Source organism: Burkholderia sp. L27(2015), assembly GCF_009765705.1.
In the GTDB taxonomy this organism is placed as follows: Bacteria; Pseudomonadota; Gammaproteobacteria; order Burkholderiales; family Burkholderiaceae; genus LMUX01.
This window is the reverse complement of sequence record NZ_LMUX01000016.1, coordinates 796,496-818,557: the sequence shown is the minus strand read 5'-3', so window position 1 is coordinate 818,557 and position 22,062 is coordinate 796,496. Positions and strand designations below refer to the sequence as shown.

General features: G+C 59.4%; 25 protein-coding genes. 14 read left to right on the top strand and 11 right to left on the bottom strand.

What is annotated here, in order from left to right; translation table 11 throughout:
- Positions 1 to 23 precede the first annotated feature (23 nt).
- Positions 24 to 1,580 (bottom strand): adenosyl-hopene transferase HpnH, encoded by a 1,557-nt coding sequence (hpnH, locus tag GSQ77_RS11610; protein WP_216854881.1) that lies wholly within the window; start codon positions 1,578 to 1,580, stop codon positions 24 to 26.
- Positions 1,581 to 2,008: 428 nt separating this feature from the next.
- On the opposite strand from hpnH, the gene GSQ77_RS11605 reads away from it, so the two are divergent.
- The gene (locus GSQ77_RS11605; RefSeq protein WP_158902112.1) at positions 2,009 to 3,016 is read left to right on the top strand and encodes a zinc-dependent alcohol dehydrogenase family protein; all 1,008 of its coding nucleotides are present in this window, start codon (positions 2,009 to 2,011) and stop codon (positions 3,014 to 3,016) included.
- Positions 3,017 to 3,082: 66 nt separating this feature from the next.
- Here GSQ77_RS11605 and GSQ77_RS11600 read toward each other — a convergent pair whose 3' ends face one another.
- The 3 genes from GSQ77_RS11600 to GSQ77_RS11590 are packed head-to-tail and all read right to left on the bottom strand — an operon-like array spanning position 3,083 to position 6,105.
- Positions 3,083 to 3,283 carry a hypothetical protein gene (locus tag GSQ77_RS11600; RefSeq protein WP_158902111.1) on the bottom strand — a complete coding sequence of 67 codons (201 nt, stop codon included), beginning with the start codon at positions 3,281 to 3,283 and terminating at the stop codon, positions 3,083 to 3,085.
- A 47-nt stretch (positions 3,284 to 3,330) separates the two neighbouring features.
- Complete coding sequence (gene cydB, locus GSQ77_RS11595; protein ID WP_158902110.1) at positions 3,331 to 4,464, bottom strand: cytochrome d ubiquinol oxidase subunit II; 1,134 nt, start codon at positions 4,462 to 4,464, stop codon at positions 3,331 to 3,333.
- Between the two features lie 3 nt (positions 4,465 to 4,467).
- Positions 4,468 to 6,105: a cytochrome ubiquinol oxidase subunit I gene (locus GSQ77_RS11590; RefSeq protein WP_158902109.1), complete on the bottom strand. Its 1,638-nt coding sequence runs from the start codon at positions 6,103 to 6,105 to the stop codon at positions 4,468 to 4,470.
- 223 nt (positions 6,106 to 6,328) lie between these two features.
- Between GSQ77_RS11590 and GSQ77_RS11585 the strand changes: the two genes are divergently transcribed.
- A complete protein-coding gene (locus GSQ77_RS11585) occupies positions 6,329 to 6,517 on the top strand; it encodes a DUF2970 domain-containing protein (protein WP_158902969.1) in 189 nt (62 codons plus the stop codon).
- A 108-nt stretch (positions 6,518 to 6,625) separates the two neighbouring features.
- Here GSQ77_RS11585 and GSQ77_RS11580 read toward each other — a convergent pair whose 3' ends face one another.
- The 6 genes from GSQ77_RS11580 to GSQ77_RS11555 all read right to left on the bottom strand — a co-directional run bounded on the left by GSQ77_RS11580 (position 6,626) and on the right by GSQ77_RS11555 (position 9,830).
- A complete protein-coding gene (locus GSQ77_RS11580; RefSeq protein WP_158902108.1) occupies positions 6,626 to 8,056 on the bottom strand; it encodes a PLP-dependent aminotransferase family protein in 1,431 nt (476 codons plus the stop codon).
- 248 nt (positions 8,057 to 8,304) lie between these two features.
- Positions 8,305 to 8,559: a hypothetical protein gene (locus GSQ77_RS11575; protein ID WP_158902107.1), complete on the bottom strand. Its 255-nt coding sequence runs from the start codon at positions 8,557 to 8,559 to the stop codon at positions 8,305 to 8,307.
- A gap of 26 nt (positions 8,560 to 8,585) precedes the next feature.
- Positions 8,586 to 8,810, bottom strand: coding sequence for a hypothetical protein (locus GSQ77_RS11570; RefSeq protein ID WP_158902105.1), 225 nt, complete (start codon positions 8,808 to 8,810; stop codon positions 8,586 to 8,588).
- A 153-nt stretch (positions 8,811 to 8,963) separates the two neighbouring features.
- A complete protein-coding gene (locus GSQ77_RS11565; protein WP_158902103.1) occupies positions 8,964 to 9,188 on the bottom strand; it encodes a hypothetical protein in 225 nt (74 codons plus the stop codon).
- Between the two features lie 104 nt (positions 9,189 to 9,292).
- Positions 9,293 to 9,577, bottom strand: a complete 285-nt coding sequence (locus tag GSQ77_RS11560) for a BrnA antitoxin family protein (RefSeq protein ID WP_158902101.1) — start codon at positions 9,575 to 9,577, stop codon at positions 9,293 to 9,295.
- A complete protein-coding gene (locus tag GSQ77_RS11555) occupies positions 9,561 to 9,830 on the bottom strand; it encodes a BrnT family toxin (RefSeq protein WP_158902099.1) in 270 nt (89 codons plus the stop codon). Before GSQ77_RS11555 ends, GSQ77_RS11560 begins: the two co-directional genes overlap by 17 nt.
- A gap of 222 nt (positions 9,831 to 10,052) precedes the next feature.
- On the opposite strand from GSQ77_RS11555, the gene GSQ77_RS11550 reads away from it, so the two are divergent.
- Genes GSQ77_RS11550 through GSQ77_RS11540 form a run of 3 tightly spaced genes read left to right on the top strand, consistent with a single transcriptional unit; the run spans position 10,053 to position 11,476 of the window.
- Complete coding sequence (locus tag GSQ77_RS11550) at positions 10,053 to 10,643, top strand: uracil-DNA glycosylase family protein (RefSeq protein ID WP_158902097.1); 591 nt, start codon at positions 10,053 to 10,055, stop codon at positions 10,641 to 10,643.
- A complete protein-coding gene (locus tag GSQ77_RS11545; RefSeq protein ID WP_158902095.1) occupies positions 10,643 to 11,041 on the top strand; it encodes a DUF488 domain-containing protein in 399 nt (132 codons plus the stop codon). Before GSQ77_RS11550 ends, GSQ77_RS11545 begins: the two co-directional genes overlap by 1 nt.
- 48 nt (positions 11,042 to 11,089) lie before the next feature.
- The gene (locus GSQ77_RS11540; protein WP_158902093.1) at positions 11,090 to 11,476 is read left to right on the top strand and encodes a RidA family protein; all 387 of its coding nucleotides are present in this window, start codon (positions 11,090 to 11,092) and stop codon (positions 11,474 to 11,476) included.
- A 36-nt stretch (positions 11,477 to 11,512) separates the two neighbouring features.
- Here the strand turns inward: GSQ77_RS11540 and GSQ77_RS11535 are convergent, their stop codons facing one another.
- The gene (locus GSQ77_RS11535) at positions 11,513 to 12,241 is read right to left on the bottom strand and encodes a 2OG-Fe(II) oxygenase (RefSeq protein WP_174246421.1); all 729 of its coding nucleotides are present in this window, start codon (positions 12,239 to 12,241) and stop codon (positions 11,513 to 11,515) included.
- Positions 12,242 to 12,443: 202 nt separating this feature from the next.
- Here GSQ77_RS11535 and GSQ77_RS11530 point away from each other — a divergent pair, with 202 nt between their 5' ends.
- The 9 genes from GSQ77_RS11530 to GSQ77_RS11490 all read left to right on the top strand — a co-directional run bounded on the left by GSQ77_RS11530 (position 12,444) and on the right by GSQ77_RS11490 (position 22,044).
- A complete protein-coding gene (locus GSQ77_RS11530) occupies positions 12,444 to 13,013 on the top strand; it encodes a methylated-DNA--[protein]-cysteine S-methyltransferase (protein WP_158902091.1) in 570 nt (189 codons plus the stop codon).
- Positions 13,014 to 13,070: 57 nt separating this feature from the next.
- Positions 13,071 to 13,793, top strand: coding sequence for a 2OG-Fe(II) oxygenase (locus GSQ77_RS11525; protein WP_158902089.1), 723 nt, complete (start codon positions 13,071 to 13,073; stop codon positions 13,791 to 13,793).
- 145 nt (positions 13,794 to 13,938) lie between these two features.
- The gene (locus tag GSQ77_RS11520) at positions 13,939 to 15,402 is read left to right on the top strand and encodes an FAD-containing oxidoreductase (RefSeq protein ID WP_158902087.1); all 1,464 of its coding nucleotides are present in this window, start codon (positions 13,939 to 13,941) and stop codon (positions 15,400 to 15,402) included.
- 322 nt (positions 15,403 to 15,724) lie between these two features.
- Positions 15,725 to 16,789: a PotD/PotF family extracellular solute-binding protein gene (locus GSQ77_RS11515; protein WP_158902085.1), complete on the top strand. Its 1,065-nt coding sequence runs from the start codon at positions 15,725 to 15,727 to the stop codon at positions 16,787 to 16,789.
- Positions 16,776 to 18,386 (top strand): hypothetical protein, encoded by a 1,611-nt coding sequence (locus tag GSQ77_RS11510; RefSeq protein WP_158902083.1) that lies wholly within the window; start codon positions 16,776 to 16,778, stop codon positions 18,384 to 18,386. Before GSQ77_RS11515 ends, GSQ77_RS11510 begins: the two co-directional genes overlap by 14 nt.
- Positions 18,387 to 18,410: 24 nt before the next feature.
- Positions 18,411 to 19,487, top strand: coding sequence for an ABC transporter ATP-binding protein (locus tag GSQ77_RS11505; protein ID WP_158902081.1), 1,077 nt, complete (start codon positions 18,411 to 18,413; stop codon positions 19,485 to 19,487).
- Positions 19,487 to 20,356: an ABC transporter permease gene (locus GSQ77_RS11500; RefSeq protein WP_158902079.1), complete on the top strand. Its 870-nt coding sequence runs from the start codon at positions 19,487 to 19,489 to the stop codon at positions 20,354 to 20,356. The genes GSQ77_RS11505 and GSQ77_RS11500 overlap by 1 nt, the downstream gene beginning before the upstream one ends.
- The gene (locus GSQ77_RS11495) at positions 20,356 to 21,147 is read left to right on the top strand and encodes an ABC transporter permease (RefSeq protein ID WP_158902077.1); all 792 of its coding nucleotides are present in this window, start codon (positions 20,356 to 20,358) and stop codon (positions 21,145 to 21,147) included. The genes GSQ77_RS11500 and GSQ77_RS11495 overlap by 1 nt, the downstream gene beginning before the upstream one ends.
- Positions 21,148 to 21,159: 12 nt before the next feature.
- The gene (locus GSQ77_RS11490; protein WP_158902075.1) at positions 21,160 to 22,044 is read left to right on the top strand and encodes a hypothetical protein; all 885 of its coding nucleotides are present in this window, start codon (positions 21,160 to 21,162) and stop codon (positions 22,042 to 22,044) included.
- Positions 22,045 to 22,062: the final 18 nt, after the last annotated feature.

Sequence of the window (22,062 nt, the reverse complement as noted above, 5' to 3'; positions counted from 1 at the left end):
CAGGGCCATCAATTGCCCACCGGTCACTCATCCAGGTATTCAGGCTCGATCTGGATGTTCTGCTCGCCTGCGGCTTTCTTTTCCCAGTATCGTTTGACCCAGTTTTCGAAGGTCTTGCCGGCTGCCGTATCCTTGCCGGTGAAGGCGATGGATCCGATCTCGGCGTACGGGATCACGTCCTTGGTCTGCTTGCCCTTCGGAATGATACGCACGAAGCAGTCCTTGAAGGTGCCGCGGTATTGCCGGTCGTACAAATAGCCCGCGACAGTCGAGCCATCCTTGCGGGTGATCGTGACGTCGCCACGATAGTCGAAGGCTTTTTCCATCGCCTCGCGAACTTCCGCTTCAGTCGTCATCGGCGGCGCCCAGCCTTCGAGTTGCTCGTGTACCGTACCGGCGGCCGTTTCCATCTGGTCTGGAGCGACTGCTACGCTCGTCTGCGCGACTGCGGGGACCGTTTCGCCTTTCGCGGTGGCCACGCGCTGTGCCGTCGGGACGAACACCATCGGTACTTCGTGCGACGTCTTCTTCCATCCGGCGAGCATTTCGGTCGCCTCGCGATCCTCGTAGCGATCAAACAGCATCGCCTTGACCGTCTGGAACAAGCCCTTGAACGAACCAAACGTGTAATTCACGCCGCTCGCCTCATAACCCGAGTGCACCATGCAGTTTGCACATTTGGGGTTGCCGCTTTCGGTGCCGTACTCCGACCACTTCACGCTTTCCATCAGTTCGTCGAAGCTGTCAGCATAGCCATCCTGAAGCAGATAGCACGGCTTTTGCCAACCGAAGATGCTATACGTGGGCATGCCCCATGGCGTGCACGTCAGGTCCTTCTTGCCCATCAGGAATTCCATGAACATCGGCGACGCGTTGAAGCGCCAGCTCTTCTTCCGGTTCGACAGGATAGAGCGGAACAGCTTCTTCGAACGAGCGCGGCCAAGGAAGTGCTTCTGGTCGGGCGCCTTGTCGTACGTGTATCCGGGGGACACCATCATGCTTTCGACGCCCACTTCCATCATTTCGTCGAAGTGCAAGCGAACGCTGTTCGGGTCTGCGCCGTCGAACAATGTCGTGTTGGTGGTGACGCGGAAACCTGCCGCGACCGCCGCCCGTACGCCTTCCATCGCGATGTCGTAGCCGCCTTCACGGCACACCGCAAAATCGTGATGCTCGCGCTGGCCGTCCACGTGAACCGAGAACGACAGATACTTGCTGGGCTTGAAGAGGTGCAGGTTTTTCGCAAGCAGCAAGGCGTTGGTGCACATATAGACATACTTCTTGCGCGCGACAAGCCCGGCGACAATCTCCGGCATCTGCGGATGAAGAAGCGGCTCCCCGCCCGGAATCGCGACCATCGGCGTGCCGCATTCCTCGACCGCCTTGAAGCATTCCTCAGGGGTGAGCTCCGACTTCAGCACGTGCGCCGGATATTGAATTTTCCCGCACCCCGCACATGCCAGATTGCAGCGCATGAGCGGCTCAAGCATGAGGACTAGCGGATAACGGCTCCGCCGCATCAGCTTCTGTTTCAGGACGTAAGTGGCGACCGTCCACGCCTGTGAAATTGGCACTCCCATGCTGCAAATACTCCTCGATAACCGTTACTCGGCGGGCGACCCGCACTGTTGCTCAATTAAAAGCTAAATATTTGATTCGCGAGCCGAAATGCGCCCACCGTAGGCCGCAATGATCGCACAAACTGCGCTTTTGGGTCGGGAGTTGAGTCAGACGGCTTGCAACGCTGATATGGCCCCCAAAAAAACCACCCCCGCATCCAACTTGCGCCAACGCACGAGCGTGGAGTTATCCACAGGCCTTCGGGCCATTCGTCCCTCCCCGGGCCCCCACCCGCTGCTCGCTAGTCGCTATGAAAACATTAGCAGATTCTAACGGACCATAGGTTCCAGAACTGGGCGCGGTGCAGCGTCTGGGCCATACTATGAGCTGGCGCTCACGTTCTGATTGCGCTGATATTGCCTCGAAGTGTCTCTCGAAGGAGGGCCTGATGCTTGCGATGCTATTCGACGGAAAGTCGCCCAGGCTGCGCGTAGTCGATCTGCCGAAGCCGACGCCGCGCGCCGGGCAGGTGTTGATTCGCGTGCTGGCCTGCGGCGTATGCCGCACCGATCTCCACGTTGTCGATGGAGAACTTCGGTTCCCACTGCGTCCGGTGATTCCAGGCCATGAAATCGTCGGCACGATAGAGGCGCTCGGACCGGAAGTCGGTGGCTACACATACGGCTACACCCGTGGCGAACGCGTCGGCGTACCGTGGCTCGGACACACCTGCGGGCACTGCCGCTTCTGTATCGGCGGCCGGGAAAACCTGTGCGACACGCCAGGTTTCACCGGCTATACGATTAACGGCGGTTATGCTGAATACGCGGTGGCCGACGCGCGCTACTGCGTCTCGTTGCCGCCTTCGTATAGCGATGAAGCCGCAGCACCCCTGCTATGCGCGGGGTTGATCGGCTATCGCAGCCTGCGCATGGCGCAGGATGCACAGCGTGTCGGCATGTATGGTTTTGGTGCGGCGGCGCATCTGGTTGCGCAAGTTGCTTTGGCGCAGGGACGTCAAGTATTCGCCTTCACGCGCCCCGGCGACCACACGGCGCAACAGTTTGCGCGCAGCCTGGGCGTTCAGTGGGCCGGTGGCAGCGACGAGGCCGCTCCCGTACTGCTCGACGCGGCGCTGCTGTTTGCCCCGGTCGGCGCGCTGGTGCCCGCGGCGCTGGCCGCGCTCGACAAGGGCGGAATCGTGATCTGCGGCGGCATCCATATGTCAGCCATTCCCGAGTTCTCCTACGACTTGCTATGGGAGGAGCGGCGTATCTGTTCGGTGGCCAACCTGACGCGTGCCGACGCGACCGAATTCATGGCACTCGCCGCGAAGACGCCGCTTCAGACCCGCACGACCCCCTACCCGCTCGAACGCGCCAACGATGCGCTCGACGACTTGCGCAGTGGCCGCCTGAGCGGCGCCGCAGTGCTCATACCGGGCATGGCGGCCTGAGCTTCGATTTCACGGCTTCGATTTCATCATTCTGCAGCGAGGTTGCACACAACTTGCACGCAGCGCTCAATCGCGCAGCGCCGCGCCGCCGCGGCTGTCTTCCTGCGCATCGAACAGGACTCCGGCAACCACCGACACCAACACGATCATTGCGGTGCCGACAAACCAGGCGAAATACCAAGAGCCATAGTCGCCGATGATGACGCCGATTACGATCGCGACTACGGTAGTGAACATGAAGATCAAGAAGTGGAGCAAGGTTTTCATTTCGGTCTCGGCTATGTCGGAAATGTCAGCTACGTCAGCTATGTCGGTTAATAGGCGTGCGTGTCCGTTTCTACGTGCTCTGCACTCACCTTGCCCCGCATGACGTAGAAGCTCCAACTCGTGTAGGCGACGATCGTCGGTACGAACACAGCCGCGAAACCGGTCATCCAGATCAACGTGCGCAGGCTGGAAATCGAATTCCAGATCGTCAGGCTTTGCGAGGGATCGGTACTCGAAGGCATCAGGAACGGAAACAAGCTCACGCCGGCAGTGCCGATCACGCCGATCCACGCCAACGCACCGGACCACCACGCCAGCGTCGTACGGCCCGCGCGAATCGCAGATAGCCCCAGCAACATCCCGACATACCCCAACGCCGGCACGAGCCACAACACCGGCACCGCGCGGTAGTTATCCCACCAGGCGCCAGCGCTCAAACTCACCACTTGATGCAACGGGCTTTGTGCCGCACCGGGCGCCGGGCCACTAACCAGCCGGTAACCGTCCATGACGCTAACCCACGCGCCGCCGATCGTGAACAGCATCAGCGCGACCATCACGGCCCACTTCGCCGCCTGCGTAGCGCGCCGATGCAGCACGTCATCGGTACGGCCCGCCAGCATCACGCCCCCCATGTAGATCGATAGCGCCAACGACAACAGCCCGCACATCACAGCGAAAGGATTCAGCAGGCTCACGAAGCTGCCCGTGTAATACGACGTCAGGTTCCAACTGAAATGGAACGGCACGCCGCGCAGCATGTTGCCGATGGCGGCACCGTAAATCACCATCGGTACCAGACCGCTCACGACAAGCGCCCAGTCCCACAGGTTGCGCCAGCGGGCGGACGGCAGCTTGCTGCGGTATTCGAAACTCAGCGGCCGCACGATCATCGTCCACAGCAAAATCAGCATGACGATGTACAACCCTGAAAAGGCCGTAGCGTAGATCAACGGAAAAGCCGCGAAGATGGCGCCGCCGCCCAGCACGAACCACACCTGGTTGCCGTCCCAGTGCGGCCCGATGGTATTCAACACCACGCGCCGTTCGAGGTCGGTACGGCCCACGAAACGCAGCAGCGTGCCCACGCCCATATCCATGCCGACCATGACGGCGAGCGCGATCAACAACACACCCAGCAGCAGCCACCAGACAATCTTGAAAGCCAGATAGAGTTCCATGTATTACTCCATGCTCGATGCGGATGCAGATACGGATAAGCCGTCGACCAGCCCTCGGCCAAGCGCGCCGGGTCGAGGCAACGTCGGTCCATCGTTAGGGTGATGCGATCCCGTTACGTGAGGCTCCGGTCCTTTCCTGACGAACTTGATCATCAGGAACATTTCTATGACGATAAAGATCGAGTACAGCAACACGAAGCCGGCCAGCGAGAAGACCATATAAGCCACGCTATGGCTGGAAGCCGACATCCAGGTGGGCAGGATGCCGAACACCGTCCATGGTTGCCGCCCCACTTCGGCCGTGACCCAGCCCATTTCGCAGGCGATGAAAGGAATCGGGATCATCCATGGCGCGAGTTTGAGGAACCAGCGCTGCCGATGGATATCGCCGCGCAGCGAGAAGATCACGGCGACCACGAAATACGCGAGCATCAACAAGCCGCATGCGACCATCAGGCGGAAGCTCCAGAACATCGCGAATACATTGGGGATGGCGTCCTTCGACGCGCGGACGATGTCGGCGTCGGTCGCGTTCGAAACATCCTGTTGCGCCGCGTAGCGCTGCACCAGGAAGCCAAAACCGAGATCGTCCTTGTGCTGCTCGAACTGAGCGAGTGCGGCAGCATCGTCCGGATGCGCGCTGAGCACCCTGAGCGCTTGAACTGCCGGAATGCCCGAACGTATGCGCTTGGCGGCATCGGCTTCGATCGTGTCGACACCCGGCAGTATCGTGTCGAGACTGTGCGTCAACAGCGGTGTGAGCACATAGGGGATCTGCAATTTCCAGGCATTGCGCTGTTCGCTTTGCACCGGCCAGGCGGCAAGGTTGAACGGCGCGGGCGCAGGCTCCGTCGTCCACATCGCTTCCATTGCGGCGAGCTTGGACGGCTGTGCGTGGCCGCCGACAAAGCCGAGCGCATCGCCCAAGGTAATCACGCCGGCCGTGGCCAGCACGCCGAACAAGGCGGCCATGCGAAACGAGCGCCGGGCGAGTTCCATGTGACGGCCGCGCAGCATATAGAACGCGCTGATGCCCGAGACGAAAATTGCCGCGGTGACATAGCCCGCGATACTGGTATGCACGAACTTGGTTTGCGCGTCCGGGCTGAAGATCAATGCACCGAAGCTGGTCAGCTCCATGCGCATCGTCACCGGGTTGAACGCCGCGCCCTGCGGATCCTGCATGAAGCCGTTGGCCACCAATATCCATAGCGCCGACAGGTTGGAGCCAAGCCCAACCAGGAACGTCACCAGCAAATGCGTGCCGCGGGACAAACGCTGCCAGCCGAACGTCATCAGGCCGATAAAGGTCGCTTCGAGGAAGAACGCCATCAAACCTTCGATCGCCAATGGGGCGCCGAAGATGTCCCCGACGAAACCCGAGTAGAACGACCAGTTGGTGCCGAACTCGAACTCCATCGTCAACCCGGTGGCCACGCCTAGCGCAAAATTGATCAGGAACAACTTCCCCCAGAACTGGGTAATGTCCCGATAGATCTTGCGGCCGGTGATGAAATAAACCGTTTCCATCGTTGCCAGCATGACGCTCAGGCCCAATGTCAACGGCACGAACAGGAAATGGTAAAGCGCCGTCGCCGCGAACTGCAATCGCGACAGTTCGACAACCGTATTGTTGATCATGAGTAACTCCGGTCGGGTGCGAATCGGTTTTTCAATGTTCTCGACCAAGCGAAGTCTACGGAGCGCCTGAACCGCCGCCTTGACCTGGATCAACCGGCGAGTTCGAAACCAGAAAAATCTGCTACGTCAAAATTCTCTGCAACTGCTACTGTCAAATCACGACCTCCCCGCGCACCATATCCGTGAAGAAATCCGTGTTTTCATGCAGTGCAGGAGGTATGCCATGATCTTTTTAAAAATGCTGCGCATCGTATTGTGGAGTTTTTTCGGCGTGCGCAAACGCGCTTCCCACGAAGCCGACTTTGCCGCCGTAAAGGTGTCCATGTTGCCCTTCGTGGCGGTAAGCCTAGCCGCTTGTTTCGGCACAACGCTGTTTCTCGTTGCGAAGATGGCAATCCACCTCTCTCATTGAGCTGGCGTGTGTGCCTCGCGCCTCTGCCCCGCACAGGCGCAAACCAAGCGCCGCCATGCCGGCCAACTAAAGCGGCTACAGTGACTAAAGCGGCGACTAAGGCGGCGACTAAGGCGTTTCGACGCTACGGACCGCCGAGTGAGAGAGCAACTCGCCCAGCACTCTAATCGCGCCCTCGATCTTCGGGCTCCATGGATGGCCGAAATTCAGTCTGACGCAATGCTGGTAGCCCTGTGTCGCAGAGAAGATGGGGCCCGGCGTAAGGCTGATGCCCTGCTCGATCGCCAGTCGATGAAGATGCATTGCGTTGACCGCTTCCGGTAATTCCAGCCAAAGAAAATATCCGCCCGCGGGCTGCGTCCAGCGCACACCGGGCGGCAACCATTTCCTGATCGCCGCATTCATCGCCGTCAACTGCGTCTGTAGCGAATTGCGCAGCTTACGCAGATGCTTGTCATATCCGCCATGCTGCAGATAGTCCGCTAACCCCGCTTGCACTGGGATGCTCGCCGACAATGTCGTCATCAGCTTCAGGCGCTGGACCTTGCCGGCAAATCGGCCTGCTGCGACCCAACCTACCCGATAGCCCGGTGCGAGCGTTTTCGAAAACGAGCTGCAATGCATGACCAGCCCGCGGGTATCGAAGGCTATCGCCGGCAGCGGATAGTTCGGCTGAAAATGTAATTCGCCATAGACATCGTCCTCGATCAGCGGCACATCGTGCTGTGCCAGCAGTTCGACCAGCAACTTCTTCTTTTCCAGCGTAAGCGAGGCGCCTGTCGGATTTTGAAAATTCGTCATAAACCAGCAGGCGCGTATCGGATGCTTGTCGAGTGCGTCCGCGAGCGCATCGAGGTCGAGGCCGGTTCGCGGGTCGACGGGGATCTCTACTGCGCGTAGATCAAGGCGTTCTATCGCCTGAAGCGCCGCGTAAAAACCCGGCGACTCGACAGCGACGACGTCGCCGGGCCGGGTCACTGCCATCAGACAAAGGTTCAATGCCTCAAGGGCGCCATTCGTCACGACGATGTCTTCGATCGGCTGCGAGATGCCCATCCCCATATAGCGCAAGGCGATCTGGCGTCGTAGGTTTTCATTGCCCGGCGGCAAATCGACGACTGTGCTCCATGGGTTCATCAATCGCGAAGCATATCCGAGTGATTTGGCCAGACGTTGCAGTGGGAAAAGCTCTGGCGATGGGAACGCAGACCCTAGCGGCACCACGTCGGTGCGTTTTGTTTCATCCAGTACCGAGAAGACGAGGTCGCTCACATCCACCTTGCTGGATGCGGCTAGCTCGGTGCGTGGAGCCGCTTTCGCCATCACGCCAGCGCCAGGTGCGACGTAATAGCCGGACCGTTCTCGCGCGCGAATCAAGCCCCATTCCTCGAGCAGGTAATAAGCGCGAAACACCGTGGCCTGGCTGACGTTGTGCTGAGCCGTAATCTGTCGCAGCGACGGCATGCGCGCGCCGACAGGCACGTGCCCCGAACGAATCTCTTGAGCCATCGTATTAGCTAGAGTTTCGTAAAGTTTCATGGAGCGCTTTTATCGGTTGGCTTTGATTGCTATGGCAAAAAGCGGTATCTGCTTATGTGGCGGGAAGTCTATCTTTGTGCGCTTGAGAGAGGGCGACATGTCAATCGCGCCGCCGGCCCATGACACGGGGAAATTGTACGCGAACGAGGTTAAGAACGACGAAGGCTTCTGGCCCTTTGGCGATTCGACTTGTCGAAAATTAGTGAGGGCTACGAACCCGGCATGCTATCGATCAGCGTACGTTGAAATTATTTGCAGAATCCACACGCTATGGCGAGCCGGCCCATGCGCTCGCCGTCGTCGAGCGCCGACTCGAGATTGAGATAGAGCCCACCTTGTGGGATCTCAAACTGACTGAGGTCTTTGACCACTGCTGCCCCGTCATCGCGGCGTATCGTTACGCTAACCCGATAACCGTCGACTGTTCCTGGCTTGAGGCGGCTGTGTTCGGGGTGGGCGTTGACGGAGATCACATAGGGGCCGTCAATGACGTCGTGGTGCATCGCACTCTCCTATACGACCCAGTCGATCAACTTTTCTCGTTGATCACGCGTCTGCCGTGATCGTGGGCGTAATCGACAGCATCGGCCTCCTTGGAGAAGCAGCGCAACGCAGGAAAAGTCTCCTCAATGAGCTCCGGACCGCCATGTCCGCTCTCAATCGTCACTTGCGCGCTAAATCTGCCGTCGGGCATCAGCATCGGATCGCAATGCAGTACCCGTCCCTTGAATCGGAAATCGTGCTTTCCTTCCATGGTCGTCCCCTTTCGGCTTTTCAAGGATCGTAGCACGATCGACGCACACCAAGAAAAGCGCGTCGCGAATCGCCCTTTTGCGTTAGGCCAAGCGATAGACGCTGAGCAGGCACCACCCAGTGCCGCAAGTGAACCAACCGTTCGGATGTTCCCCTACGGGTTCGCGATGATGCGATCGATATGTGCCGAAGCCGCCGCCATGCCCATGGCAATGGCGCTCACCTCGTCGTCAATGGGGCCATCCTTGCCGCTGACCTCCATATCGTGCAGCACGTAGCTCCACGCCCAGCACTTTCCCGGCCGCTCCTGTAGATTGACGCTGTAAAAGTGCCCACGATGGCTGAAAAACAGGCCGCTTGCGAGATTTCCAGCAGACATAGGCCGTTCCCTCTGGAGCGTCGAGTGGACGACCAGTCTGCGAGTATGCGGGCACCGCCTATGTACGGGAGCGCACACAACGCAAACAGGTGGACAGAAAGTGATTATGCAGACTGATGTTCCCGCAGCCACTCGACCAGTGCAGCATTCATCTTGGTCTGCCAGCCGTCACCCATCGCCCGAAACGCCTCGATCACCTGCGCGTCGTATCGTATCGACACCAACTCCTTGGGCGAGCTCATGCGGGGGCGCCCACGCTGGCCTAGCCGTTTCATTTTTTTGAACTCCTCGGCCGGCACTTCATAGGTGTCTGGATCGGTTGCGATCCCACGTTGGATCGCAGCTTCCTCTTCCGGTGTATTCCTGGTCAGCTTAGGTTTGGCGCTCATAATTGTTGGTCTCCCGATTGCTGGCTTTGCGCAGGCTGATAACTCTCATCGCACCCCCGCGCTGGGTAAACACGACACAGTAAAGACGACCACTGATCGGACAAAAACCGATCTCGCGGATCTCTTTGTAATCCTTCCTGATGTCGACATAGGCCATCACCATCGACCAATCTATTTCCCAAGCCAGAGTCAGCGACACACCGTGTTTGGCGAGGTTCACCGCATCCTTTTCTGGATCGAACGTGACGTCCATACGAATTATTGTATCTACAAATAATAGGGAAATCAAGAGGTGCAGCGGCCTTCGGATGACGGTCCGAAATCCCAACTCGCCTTATCATCAAAGTATCTTCAAAGATCACTAAGCGATCAACGCGCAGACGGTTATTTACCCAATAGACCGAGGCCACGATGCGCAGCCACAGGTACAATTATCGTGGCAAGGAAACCGCCGCTTCGAAACTAGACTCTCGCCGTGCACACACTTCTAACAGACATCCGTAACTGCCGAATTTGCGCTGATCACTTACCACTGGGTCCGCGCCCTATCGTGCAGGCGAGTACCACAGCTCGGCTCTTGATCGTTGGACAAGCACCAAGCATGACTGTGCATAGAACCGGCGTGCCATGGGATGACAAGAGCGGTGAGCGCTTGCGCGATTGGTTGGGCGTCGATCGCGCCGTGTTTTATGATGCGTCGCAAATCGCGCTCATGCCCATGGGCTATTGCTATCCCGGTCGAGGCAGTAGCGGCGATTTGCCGCCGCGCAAGGAATGTGCCGAACATTGGCATGTTCGTTTGTTGGAACAGATGAACCAGATCGACCTGATCCTGCTGATTGGTCAGTACGCACAGCGCTATTTCCTCGGCAAGGCAAGTCGCGGCAACGTCACCGAGACCGTCGCGGCGTTTGCGGATTATGCTCCGCGCTACGTCCCGTTGCCGCATCCGTCACCTCGCAATACGGGCTGGTTCCAGCATCATCCGTGGTTCGAACACGAGGTGCTTCCGGCGCTACGCGAGCAAGTGCAACGCGTACTCACGCCGCAACCACAGCAGAAATAATGACGTCTGCGAAAGACACCCACCCGAAACAGGCTCACCCGCGCGTGATTGAGATTCAACGTGCCTATGAGACGGCCACGCCGGCCGATGGCTATCGTGTCTTGGTCGATCATTTCTGGCCGCGCGGACGTAGCAAAGCCGATCTACATCTCGACGAGTGGGCACGCGATGTAGCGCCAACGCCAGAATTGATACGCTGGTTCGGCCACGAACCGCAACGGTGGGAAGAGTTTCGCAAACGCTATCTCGAGGAACTTGCGGCGCCCGGCATGCGAGAAAAACTGGAAGCGTTGCTTGCCGCTAGCGGCTCGCAAAAGATCACATTGGTCTACGGTGCCCGCAATGAACTGGAGAACCAGGCCGTCGTTTTGCGTGACGTGCTTCAGGCCATGATGTAGGCCGACGCCCCCCTAAGCCGGCCCTTTTCCATTCACAGGAGTAGAAAAATGCCCCATAAAATCATCGAAATCGGCGTCGCACGCCAGATCGCGAATTACAGCGATGCCATCGAGGTTCAACCTAACCTGCGATGGCTCGTGACATCCGGCACCCCCGGACTTCCGATCGAAGGCGAACTTCCCGCAGACATTACCGGCCAAGCGGAGCTCGCCTGGGCACATGTCATACGCATGCTGGACGGTGCCGGCATGACAGTTGGCGACATCGTCAAAGCCACCCACTATCTCACTCGCGCCGAGGACATAGCCGCCTATGGCAAGGTGCGCACCAAATTCCTCGGCGATGTCCGGCCTGCGTCCATGCTGCTGATCGTGCCACAACTCGTGCGCCCTGAGTTCTTGCTCGAGATCGAGGTTGTCGCGGCCAAGGCTTAGTGCCTCGGTTTCAACACCCCATAGGCGTGGTAAGCGTCAGCGTGCGTCGTGGAAGATCAGCCCGACCGTGTAACGGTGGCCGCTGCGTACTTGGCTAACCCCATGCCGCATTGCTACCCTGCGCGTTGTGCGCCGGCCTTGCACCGGGCGCTGATTGACGGTGAACGCGACACCATCGCCTTGACGCAGAGGCACCACATCGACACGGCGCTCCGATGTGCTGCTCTGCGTCATCACGAATTCGCCACCGGTGAAATCGATACCCGGTCGATCCAAAAGAATCGCCACTTGCAACGCAAACACATGGTCGCCGTATAGGTCTTGATGCAGACAGTTGTAGTCGCCCTCGCCGTACTTCAGAATCAGCGGAGTCGGACGAATCTGGCCTGCGGCATGACAACGATCCAGAAAGGCTGGCAGTGTCTCAGGATAGCGCACGTCCACGCCCATCAACCGGTTCCAATGATTGGCAACGGGCGCGAGGCGCGAATAGAGCGCTTCGCGTAGTTGGGCGAGTATATTCGGCAACGGATAGGCGAAGTACTTGTATTCACCGAGCCCGAACCCGTGCCGCGCCATGACGACGCGTGTTCGAAAGTGCTGATCCTGCTCGTACATGGCCGCTAATTCTTCGCACTGCGCCGCAGTGAGTAGAGCAGGCAACAGCGCATTGCCATCGGTGTATAGGGATTGCTCTATGGCGGGCCAGTCTTGCGCCTGCAAAGCCGGTATCGACATCCGTGCATCGCTCTCGCATGGGCTCATGGGCCAGGTTCCCGTTGGACTGTTCTCAATTGGCGATGCGTTCAGCCTACAGGAGCATCACTGACTCGCAACTCCGTTTCTTGCGTTTTAATTTTTAAACGTATACCAGCAAGAAACGGATTGTTCGAATTATTGCGCCGTTTCAAACTGATCACTCACCACCCAAATACCCACGACCTCCCATACCTAGGAGATGTCCGCCATGAAACTAAAACTGAATTTGAATCTGAGCGAGGTTGATTCCCCGCTGGGAACGTTGATGCTGGTTACGGACCACCAGGAACAGTTGCGCGCGCTCGACTTCATCGATCACCAGGCGCATTTGCATCGGAACTTGCGCACGCACTATGGCGAGTGCGAGCTCATAGAAACCGCCGCCCCCGCAGCGATCGCGTCTGGCCTCCGACGTTACTTTGAGGGCGACTTTGCCGCGCTGGGTGAGATCGCCACCGCGGCATCGGGCAGTGAACTGCAGCGTCGCGTCTGGGCCGGGTTGCGCGAGATCCCGGCTGGACAGACGACCAGCTATGGCGAGTTCGCTCGCGCCCTGGGTTATGACGATCCTCGCATGGCCATCGATATCGGCGCCGCCAATGGTGCGAATCCGATCGCGATTGTCGTGCCCTGCCACCGCGTGATCGGCAAAAACGGCGACCTCAAGGGGTATGCATGGGGTCTGCACCGCAAGCGCTGGCTACTCGAGCATGAGCGAGCGCTGCTGCCTGTCGAGCCCGCCAGCGCCTCTCAGGAAGCGCGGTTGCCCGGTTTCTGACATGACGATGGATGCAACGGCACGAAGCACACGTTTGACGACATGATGGAGCGAACAATGAAAAATATCTCCATCGAAAAACTGGACTGGGGCCGCATCGGTGCTGACCTGGATAAGGAAGGCTATGCCTTGTTGCCCAAGTTGCTCGACGGTGCACAGGCTAAAGCGCTCGCGACGCTTGCAGCCGAGGCCCGCGCGCAGGGCCAGTGCGCGTCGCTGGAGCGCCTTGAACTCGGTCGGGGGGATGTGTGGCGTCTGCCTCAACCATTGCCTGATCCGATCGCAGCTTGGCGTGTAGCGTTTTACGAGCGGTTGGCTCCGATTGCCAATCGCTGGGCTGAAATTATGGGCGCGGACTCCCGCTACCCGGCGACGCTGGAAGACTTCCTGCGGGAGAACCGCGAGGTCGGCCAGACGGGCCAACTAACGGCGGCGAGTTATCTCCGCGAGGGAGATTATTTGGCGCTGCATCAAAGCGCACAGGGCAAGCGCGTGTTCCCGTTGCAGTTGGTGATATTGCCCTGCGAACCCGATGCTGACTTTTCGGGTGGCGAGTTCGTCATGACCGAGCAGCGCCCGCGCATGCAGTCCCGGCCCATGGTGTTGCCCCTACGCCAAGGCGATGCGGCGCTCATTACCGTCGCCCATCGCCCATCCAAGGGCAGCAAGGGCTACTACCGGGTCAACCTCAAGCACGCGATTAGTCGCGTGCGCAGCGGCGAACGCATCGGCATCGAATTGCTGTTTCACGACGCAGTGCAAGGGGTCGGTGTAGTCTGATGGAACTGCGGCGTTCATCTTTCGGTGTTGCCGCGTGCATCGAACGCGATGGCCCCGTTGGAAGCCGGTATCGCCAATGTGGACGATCGAGCGCGATTTATGGATCCATCATCAAGCCCCGATTTGAAATGCGAGGAGAGAACCGATGACTACAGACCCAAAAGCGGACCCAAAAGCGGACCCCAACGCCGCCCCCAAGGCCAATCCTGAAGTGACGCCTTCCTCCTCGCCTCGCGTCTTCGACGCCATCCTGATCGGGACCGGTCAAGCGGCCCCGGCACTGGCCGGCCGACTGACAGCGGCAGGCATGACCGTAGCGATCGTGGAGCGCGGCCTGGCCGGCGGTACTTGCGTCAACGTGGGCTGCACGCCGACCAAGGCAATGGTGGCGAGCGCCTATGCGGCGCGCCTCGCAGCCCGCGGCGCGGAATATGGCGTGATCCTGCCCGATCCGCCACGCGTCGACATGGCGGCGGTCAAAGCGCGCGTCGACGCGATTGTTCGAGCCAGTCGCACAGGGCTTGAGCGCTGGCTGACCGGTATGAGCGGCTGCACGTTCATTCGCGGCCATGCACGCTTTGAAAGTGCTCACGAGATCCGGGTCGGTGATCAACTGCTCAAGGCAGACAAGATTTTTATCAACGTTGGAGGCCGAGCGACGACCCCGGACTTCGGCAAGCTGAACGAGGTTTCGTATCTAACCAATTCCAACATGGTGGCGCTCGACGAGGTGCCGCGCCACCTTGTCGTCATCGGGGGAAGCTATATTGGACTGGAGTTCGCCCAGATATTTCGCCGCTTCGGCGCGCAGGTGACCGTGGTCGAAAAAGGCCCTCGTCTCGTCTCCCGGGAAGACGAGGAGGTTTCGGCGCAAATCAAGGCGATCCTTGAAAACGAGGGTATCGCGATCCGATCGGGCGCCGAGTGCATCCATGTGCAGGGCCACCCGGACGGCGTCGGCATTCGCGTCGATTGTGCCGCGGGCGAGGAACAGGAGATCGTGGGAAGCCACCTTCTGCTCGCGGTCGGACGACGCCCCAACACCGATGATCTGGGTCTCGACAAGGCCGGCATAACGACAAACGCGGCGGGCTATATCGAGGTCGATGACCAGCTACACACGAACGTCGAGGGCGTGTGGGCCCTGGGTGATTGCAACGGCCGCGGCGCATTTACCCACACCGCTTACAACGACTACGAGATTGTCGCCGCGAACCTGCTCGATGGCGCCAGCCGCTCAGTGGCCGATCGTATCCCCGCCTACGCACTCTATATCGACCCGCCGCTCGGCCGCGTCGGAATGACGGTGGCGCAAGCGCACAAGGCGGGCAAGAAAGTGCGCGTCGGAATGCGGCCGATGACACGCGTCTCTCGTGCGATCGAGAAAGGCGAGACCCAAGGGTCGATGCGCGTGGTGGTCGATGCGCAAACGGATGAAATCCTGGGTGCAGCGATCCTCGGTCCGGGTGGCGACGAAGCCATCCACGCCGTTCTCGTTGCGATGGCTGCACGCATGCCCTACACCGCGCTTGCTCGGACGATGGCGATCCATCCCACGATCTCGGAGTTGATTCCCACGATCCTGGGCGAACTATCGGCGCCGAGTTAGACGCTTATCCGCGTCAAGTTGGACACTTGCGCGACTATCGTTGGACGGTCCACCGCGCCTGGACCGTCGAGCGGCAATTGTTCGACGTCGTCGGCATGCTTTGCCGTTCACCACGCCGACGGTCTACCCACAAAAATACGGCGAACCAATAAACCATTGGTTCGCTGCTCCATTGAAAATTCACCGAATTTTACTTATAGAATCAATGGATTATTTATTTTTGAGTTGACACCAAAAGTGGATGGGTTCCACAATCGCTTCCCGTTACAGTCAAAATAAACACCCCGCACGCGCGGGGTATCTGTGAAAAGCGAGACTCTTTATGAAACGACGGAGCTTCCTCAAAATTGGCGGCGCATTGCCCGCACTTTCACTCGGGTCTCTCGGTGCGACGAGCGCGTTCGCGCAGGCCAAGCCTGCGAATGTCACGGTGCTGACATGGGGCGGCTTGTGGGGCGACGCACTGCAAAAAGGCGTGGGCCAGCGACTGACCGCGCAGACCGGTGTGCCTGTCGTCGAAGACCGCGGATCGACACCCGATCAGCGCATCACGAAGCTCAAAGTGGGCTTGGCTCATCAGACGTACGACTTGATCCAATTGCACGACGGTCTGTTCCCGCTCGCGGTGAGTCAGGGCGTGCTGCAGAAGATCGACATGAACTCGCCACGGCTGACGAACCTGAACGACGTCTACCCGCAGTTCCGTCACGATTACTGGATCGGGCAAATCTATTCGGCGATCGGTATCGCGTATAACTCGAAGGTCGTGAAGAACCCGCCGCGTTCGTGGGCCGACCTGTGGCGCCCGGAATTCCGCGGCAAGATCGTACTGCCGGACTCATCGCATTCGATCGGCCTGTACATCATCCCGATCGGCGCGATGGCCGCGGGCAAGTCGCCCAAGGACGGCGACGCCGGGTTCGCGATGTTCGAGAAGATGGCCAAGCTGCAGCCGATTTTCCAGACCGATACCGACACGATCATGAAGACGCTGGAAAGCGGCGAAGCGACGATCGGCGTGCTGTACAACGCACAGACGGAAACAGTCGCGCAGCGCAATCCGGACATCAAATGGGTGTTCCCGAGCGAAGGCGCGATTTCGATTACCTGGGGCACGGGTATTGCGAAAAATGCGCCCAGCCTGGAGTACGCCGAACAGTTCCTGAATCTGACGCTGGATCCGCAAGGACAGATCGGCCTGGCACAGGCGTTCAATTATCCCGGCACGAACCGCAAGACAAACGCCCTGCTTACGCCGCTGCAACAGCAGCAGACCGCGATGACCGATGCCGAGCGCGCGAAGATGATCGACCTGGATCAGCAATATATGAGCGATCAGCGCGTAGCCTGGATGAACCGTTGGAATAGCATCGTTGCAAGTAATTGATCGCGAGGTCGAGGTGAGCGGTACTGCGAGGGGTGCGCCTGTCGATTCGATTGCGCTACGTTGGGGTGACAACAGACAAAGCTGTGCGGTTGCCGTGCTCGCTTATCGGCTTGCCGCGCGTGGGTTTGTGGTGCGCGTGGTTGAGAACGATAGCGTGGCTATGCGTGCGGGCGATTATCTGATCGAGGCGTCGGACGGGGTCCGTCGTGCGGTGGTCGCTAGCGGGCTCGAATCGATCAGCGTCGTGGCGGGCGAAGTGCCCGATGCAACTCATGTTGTGCGCGTGCCGCGTATTGCGATATTCGGTGGTGCGGCCTGTGCTTATCCCTATTCCGGCTACTACGCGCATAGTCTGGCGAGTCTTGGTTTGCCGTTCGATGTGTTGGACGGCGCGCCGGTTGCGGCGGGTGCGCTCGACGAATTCGATCTGCTGATGCTGCCCGGTGGCTTCGAGACTTGGGGCCTCGATCGTAACGAAAACTTAGCGGGCATTGATGGTGCGATCCGCCGCTTTATCGCGCGCGGCGGCGCATGCATAGCGTCGTGCGGCGGAGCGTTTTATCTGTCCGAAGGTCGGCCGCATTGGCTCGGCGTTGCGCGTGCAAGCCCGCGCTATTCGCATGAGTATCTGCGCAGCGGTGCGGGTCTTGTGTCGATCGAACTCGATGACGGTCCGCTTGCGCGCGGCTGTGCGCCTATCGTTGAGATGCCTTATTACCACGGGCCGATTTATGAAGCGGTGCGTGCGCCTACCGGTATCGCGGCGCGCTTTTGCTCGTTGACGCTGCCTGCGCGGCTGCCGATCGACAATCCGTTGGACGCTGCGCGCTTTACTTCGGAAATGGCCGGCAAGGCGGCTATTCTGACGACCGGAGACGCTGCGCGCGCTGTGCTGTTCTCTGCGCATCCGGAAATGGGCGACGTCGTGCGCAAGTACATCGCGCTCGATAGCTACGTCGCGCATTACTTGCCGATTCGTGGCTCCGCAGTGATGGAGCAAACGCTCGATTACTACGAGTCGAACGATGCGCCGTCGTTTCGGCTGATCCTTAATGCGATCGATCATTTGCTTGCGGCGGAGACGGCGGGTACAACGGGTATGCCGGGTACGACAGGTACAGTGAGTCGGCCGGCTTCCCTGCCACAGCGCCGCGTTGATGCCGTTGATGCATCTGCATGGCACAACGCGCGCGGACGGTTGCTTGAGTCGGTCGGCCACGCGCTCGACGCGCTCGCCCCTGCCGACGATCCGCTTGGCCGCCTGTTGAAACGCGAAATCGCGGGGCTGCGCAAGCTCGCGCTGGCGCTTGACGATATCGACGCGCCGGTCGCGGGCGGTGCGGGTGCAATGCGCATGCTGCTCGATGCGACCGCCATGCTCAATGCGAGCGTGGCACGGCTGACGCAGGCGCCGACATCGATCCCCGCACCAACACCAACACCAACGCCAACATCAACGCCAACATCAACGCCGACGCAAACCGCACCGGACACGAAAACAGACGCACGATCGATGGCGCAGGATCTCCTGTCGATCGAACTCCCGCTGCGCATCCTCGAAGCGATTGCCCGCATCAATCGATTCGATTCAAACTAGCAGAACGATTTCACCGGACCTCGTATGGACTCCACGGCAGAAGCCGACGTACGCTTTGACAACGTCACCAAACACTATCAAAACGTCGTCGCGATCAAGGCACTGAACCTCGACATCCCGCGCGGCACGTTCTTTTCACTGCTGGGGCCCAGCGGTTGCGGCAAGACCACGACACTGCGAATGATCGCCGGTTTCGAGCACCCCACGCAGGGAGAAATATTCATCCGTGGCGAACGCGTGACCGACATCCCGCCCTATCGGCGCAACTTCGGCATGGTGTTCCAGAACTACGCGCTGTTCCCGCATATGTCGGTCGCACAAAACGTCGCCTTCGGGCTGAAGATGCGCAAGCTGCGACGCGACGAAATCGCCAAGCGCGTGCGCGAGACGCTAGCCCTGGTCAAACTCAACGGCTTCGCAGACCGCTATCCGAAACAGTTGTCCGGCGGTCAGCAGCAACGCGTTGCCCTCGCGCGGGCGCTGGTAATTCATCCGACCGTGCTGCTGCTCGACGAGTCGTTGAGCGCGCTCGACAAGATGCTGCGCGAGGAGATGCAAGTCGAGCTGCGCGAACTGCAGCGCAAACTCGGCATTACTGCGGTATTCGTCACACACGATCAGGAAGAAGCGTTAACGATGTCCGATCGTGTTGCCGTGATGCGCGCAGGCGTGGTCGAGCAAGTGGGCACGCCCAGTGAAATCTATGAAAGCCCACGCACCGAGTTCGTCGCGGGCTTTCTAGGCAACAGCAATTTCGTCGATGGCGTGGTGGTGAACTCATCAGCGGACGGCGCACGCATCGACATCGGCGGCGCACAGGTCCGCATCGACGGCTGTACTGCGGGCACTGGCGAACGCGTCAGGCTGGCGTTGCGTCCGGAGAAGATCGACATCGTCGCCGACCATGACGTAGGCAACCGCGAGAGCGTCACCGCGACGGTGCGCGAAGTCATCTATCGCGGCGCGGCCACGCATGTCTACCTGGAACGGCATGGCGTGCGCATGCAGGCCTACGTGCGTGATGCGGCGGGGCTGGAACCCGGCCGCGAAGTGCGTTGCGCTTGGGCCGCATCGAGCATGGTTCTACTGCGAGACGCATGATGTCGATCGACCGCCCGTTCTATCGCCGGCCGTTTTTCTGGGCCGTTTCCGCGCCACCGCTGGTAGCGACGCTGGTGTTTTTCGTCGGCCCGCTGCTGTTGCTGTTCTATGTGAGTTTCATGTCGCCGTCGAGCACGCAGTTGTTCGGTAACCATGCGACTTTCGACAACTACGCGCAATCGCTGGCCGACAGCTTCATGCTGCTGACGATCAAGCGCACGCTGGGCGTGACCGCCGCGGTGCTGGGCGTGTGCCTCGTGCTCGGCTACCCGGTCGCGCTGGTCGTGGCGCGGATGACGCCGCGCCGCCGGCTTATCACGATGATGGTGCTGCTGTTCCCGCTGATGATCAGCAACGTCGTGCGCGCGTACGGCTGGCTCGAGATTCTCGGACACGATGGCTTGATCAATCTCGTGCTCGTCAAGCTCGGCGTGATCGACTTCCCGCTGCGCATCATCAACACGTTCCAGGCAGTCGTGATCGGTCTGCTGACGATCCTGCTGCCGTACATGATCATTTCGATTGCAAACTCGCTGACGGCGATCGACCGGTCCTTGCATGAGGCGGCGGAGTCACTGGGCGCCAATCCGCTGCGCACGTTTTGGCATGTGACCTGGCCGTTGTCGAGCCCGGGTGTCGCGTCGGGTTTGATGCTGGTTTTCTTTCTGACACTGAGTGCTTACGTAACGATCGCGCTGTTGGGCGGTGTGCGATACAAGCTACTGGTGAGCGCGGTGTTCGACGCGGTGAGTACGCTGCAGTGGCCGCAGGCTGCCGCGCTGTCGTTTATTCTGCTTGCGCTCGCTTTGATCGCTGGTGCGCTGATTCAGCTTGTGCTGCGCCCGCATCGGGTACAGGGGCGCGGCTGATGAAAAAATTTGGCAATTTCGTGTTGATGGCGATCACCACGCTCGTCTTTATTCTGTTGCTCGGGCCACTGGTGATCGTCATCGTGACGGCGTTTTCACCGTCAGATTCATTTCAATTCCCGCCGCCTGGGTTTTCGCTGCGTTGGTTCGTCGACTTCTTTTCGCGCGATGAGATGCGCAGTGCCTTTGTGCTGAGTATCGAACTGGCGATCGGCTCGTCGATTGTGGCCGCCGTACTGGGCGTAATGGCGGCGCTCTCGACCGTGCGCAGCGGCAAGCGGATGAGCGGCGTGTTCCAGTCGCTTTATATGGCGCCGCTGGTGTTCCCGACGATCATTCTTGGGTTGTCGCTGCTCATGTGCTATCGCTATGTGGGTATGCCCGTGCTGGCTGGGCTGGCGTTTGCGCACGTGCTGGTTGGCATGCCCTACTGCTACCGGGCGACGTTCGCGAGCTTGCAAAGCTTTGACTATTCGTTGGATGAGGCCGGGCAAAGCCTCGGCGCATCGCCGCTGAAGTGTTTTTTCCTGGTGACGTTGCCGTTGATTTGGCCTGGTGTACTCTCGGGCTGGCTGTTCGCGTTCATCGTCTCGTTCGGAGAGTTGAACACTGCGCTGTTCCTGACCGGGCCTGGCGTGACGACGCTGCCGATTGAGATTTTCGGTTTTCTGCAGTTCAACGGCGGACAGCTCGTGGTTGCTGCTGCATCCGCGCTGCAGATTGGGATGATACTGTTGATTGTGCTGGTGATGGAGCGTGCGGTTGGGCTTGCGCGGTTGGTGCGTTCTTAGTCTTGAAATGAAATGAACAAAAATATCTTCAATGCACAAGGAAAATCAATGTCTGAACAACAGCGCCATTTGGTATTCAAAGTTCTTGGCTTGTGCGCTCTCGGCTTGCTTCTGGCAAGCACCGGCGCTCAAGCCCAAGCCCAAGCTCAGTCGTTGCAATTGCCTGCACTCAAGCAGGCAGAACAAACTACATTGATGCAGGAAGCCCAAGCGCAATATCAGCGTTACGCTGCCGCGCCCGACACTTTTTTTAGCATTGGCGAAGCGAAGAAGACCGAATGGCCTTGCAAGGTATCTGCCGCGCAGTTGGACGAATTGACCGGTATCTCCAACTACAAGTCCGGCAGCGGAGCATCCGGCTACGGACACAGTTACAGCGACGTTTCGATTCACCCGGTGACGGCTACCTGCAAGGGAGGCAAGCTGGATGGACAACTGGAATTAGTCTATAAAGCGGTGCGCAAAGCCTGGGGGCCGGCTTATCAGAACAACGATCAGGAGACCGGACGAGTGGTGGCGACGATCTCCGGCGGAAAATTGCTCCATCGTCTGGAGTTGCGCAAGTCCACCGATCTGGCGAAGGACAATACCGGATCTCAACCGAAGTCGACTTCGGTCGCGAGCAGCGCCGAAAAACCGGACGGCGACTTCATCAATAGCGCCACGATCCTGGTAAACGGTGAGGGGCAAAAGTACTTCTTGAAGCGGCCGGTGAAGACCCCGCATGGCACGCGCCTTGAAAAAACGTTCTACAACGGCACGACACTGGTAACGGTCGAGCAGACGGATGCCATCGGTAAACCCGATGGCATCGCCGTCAGTTACAAAGGCGGGGAAGAAAAGAAGAGTTGCTTCAAGCAAGGCAAACCAGCAAACCTGAAAGCCTGCGGAAGTTGATCGGCACGAGTGCCGAAC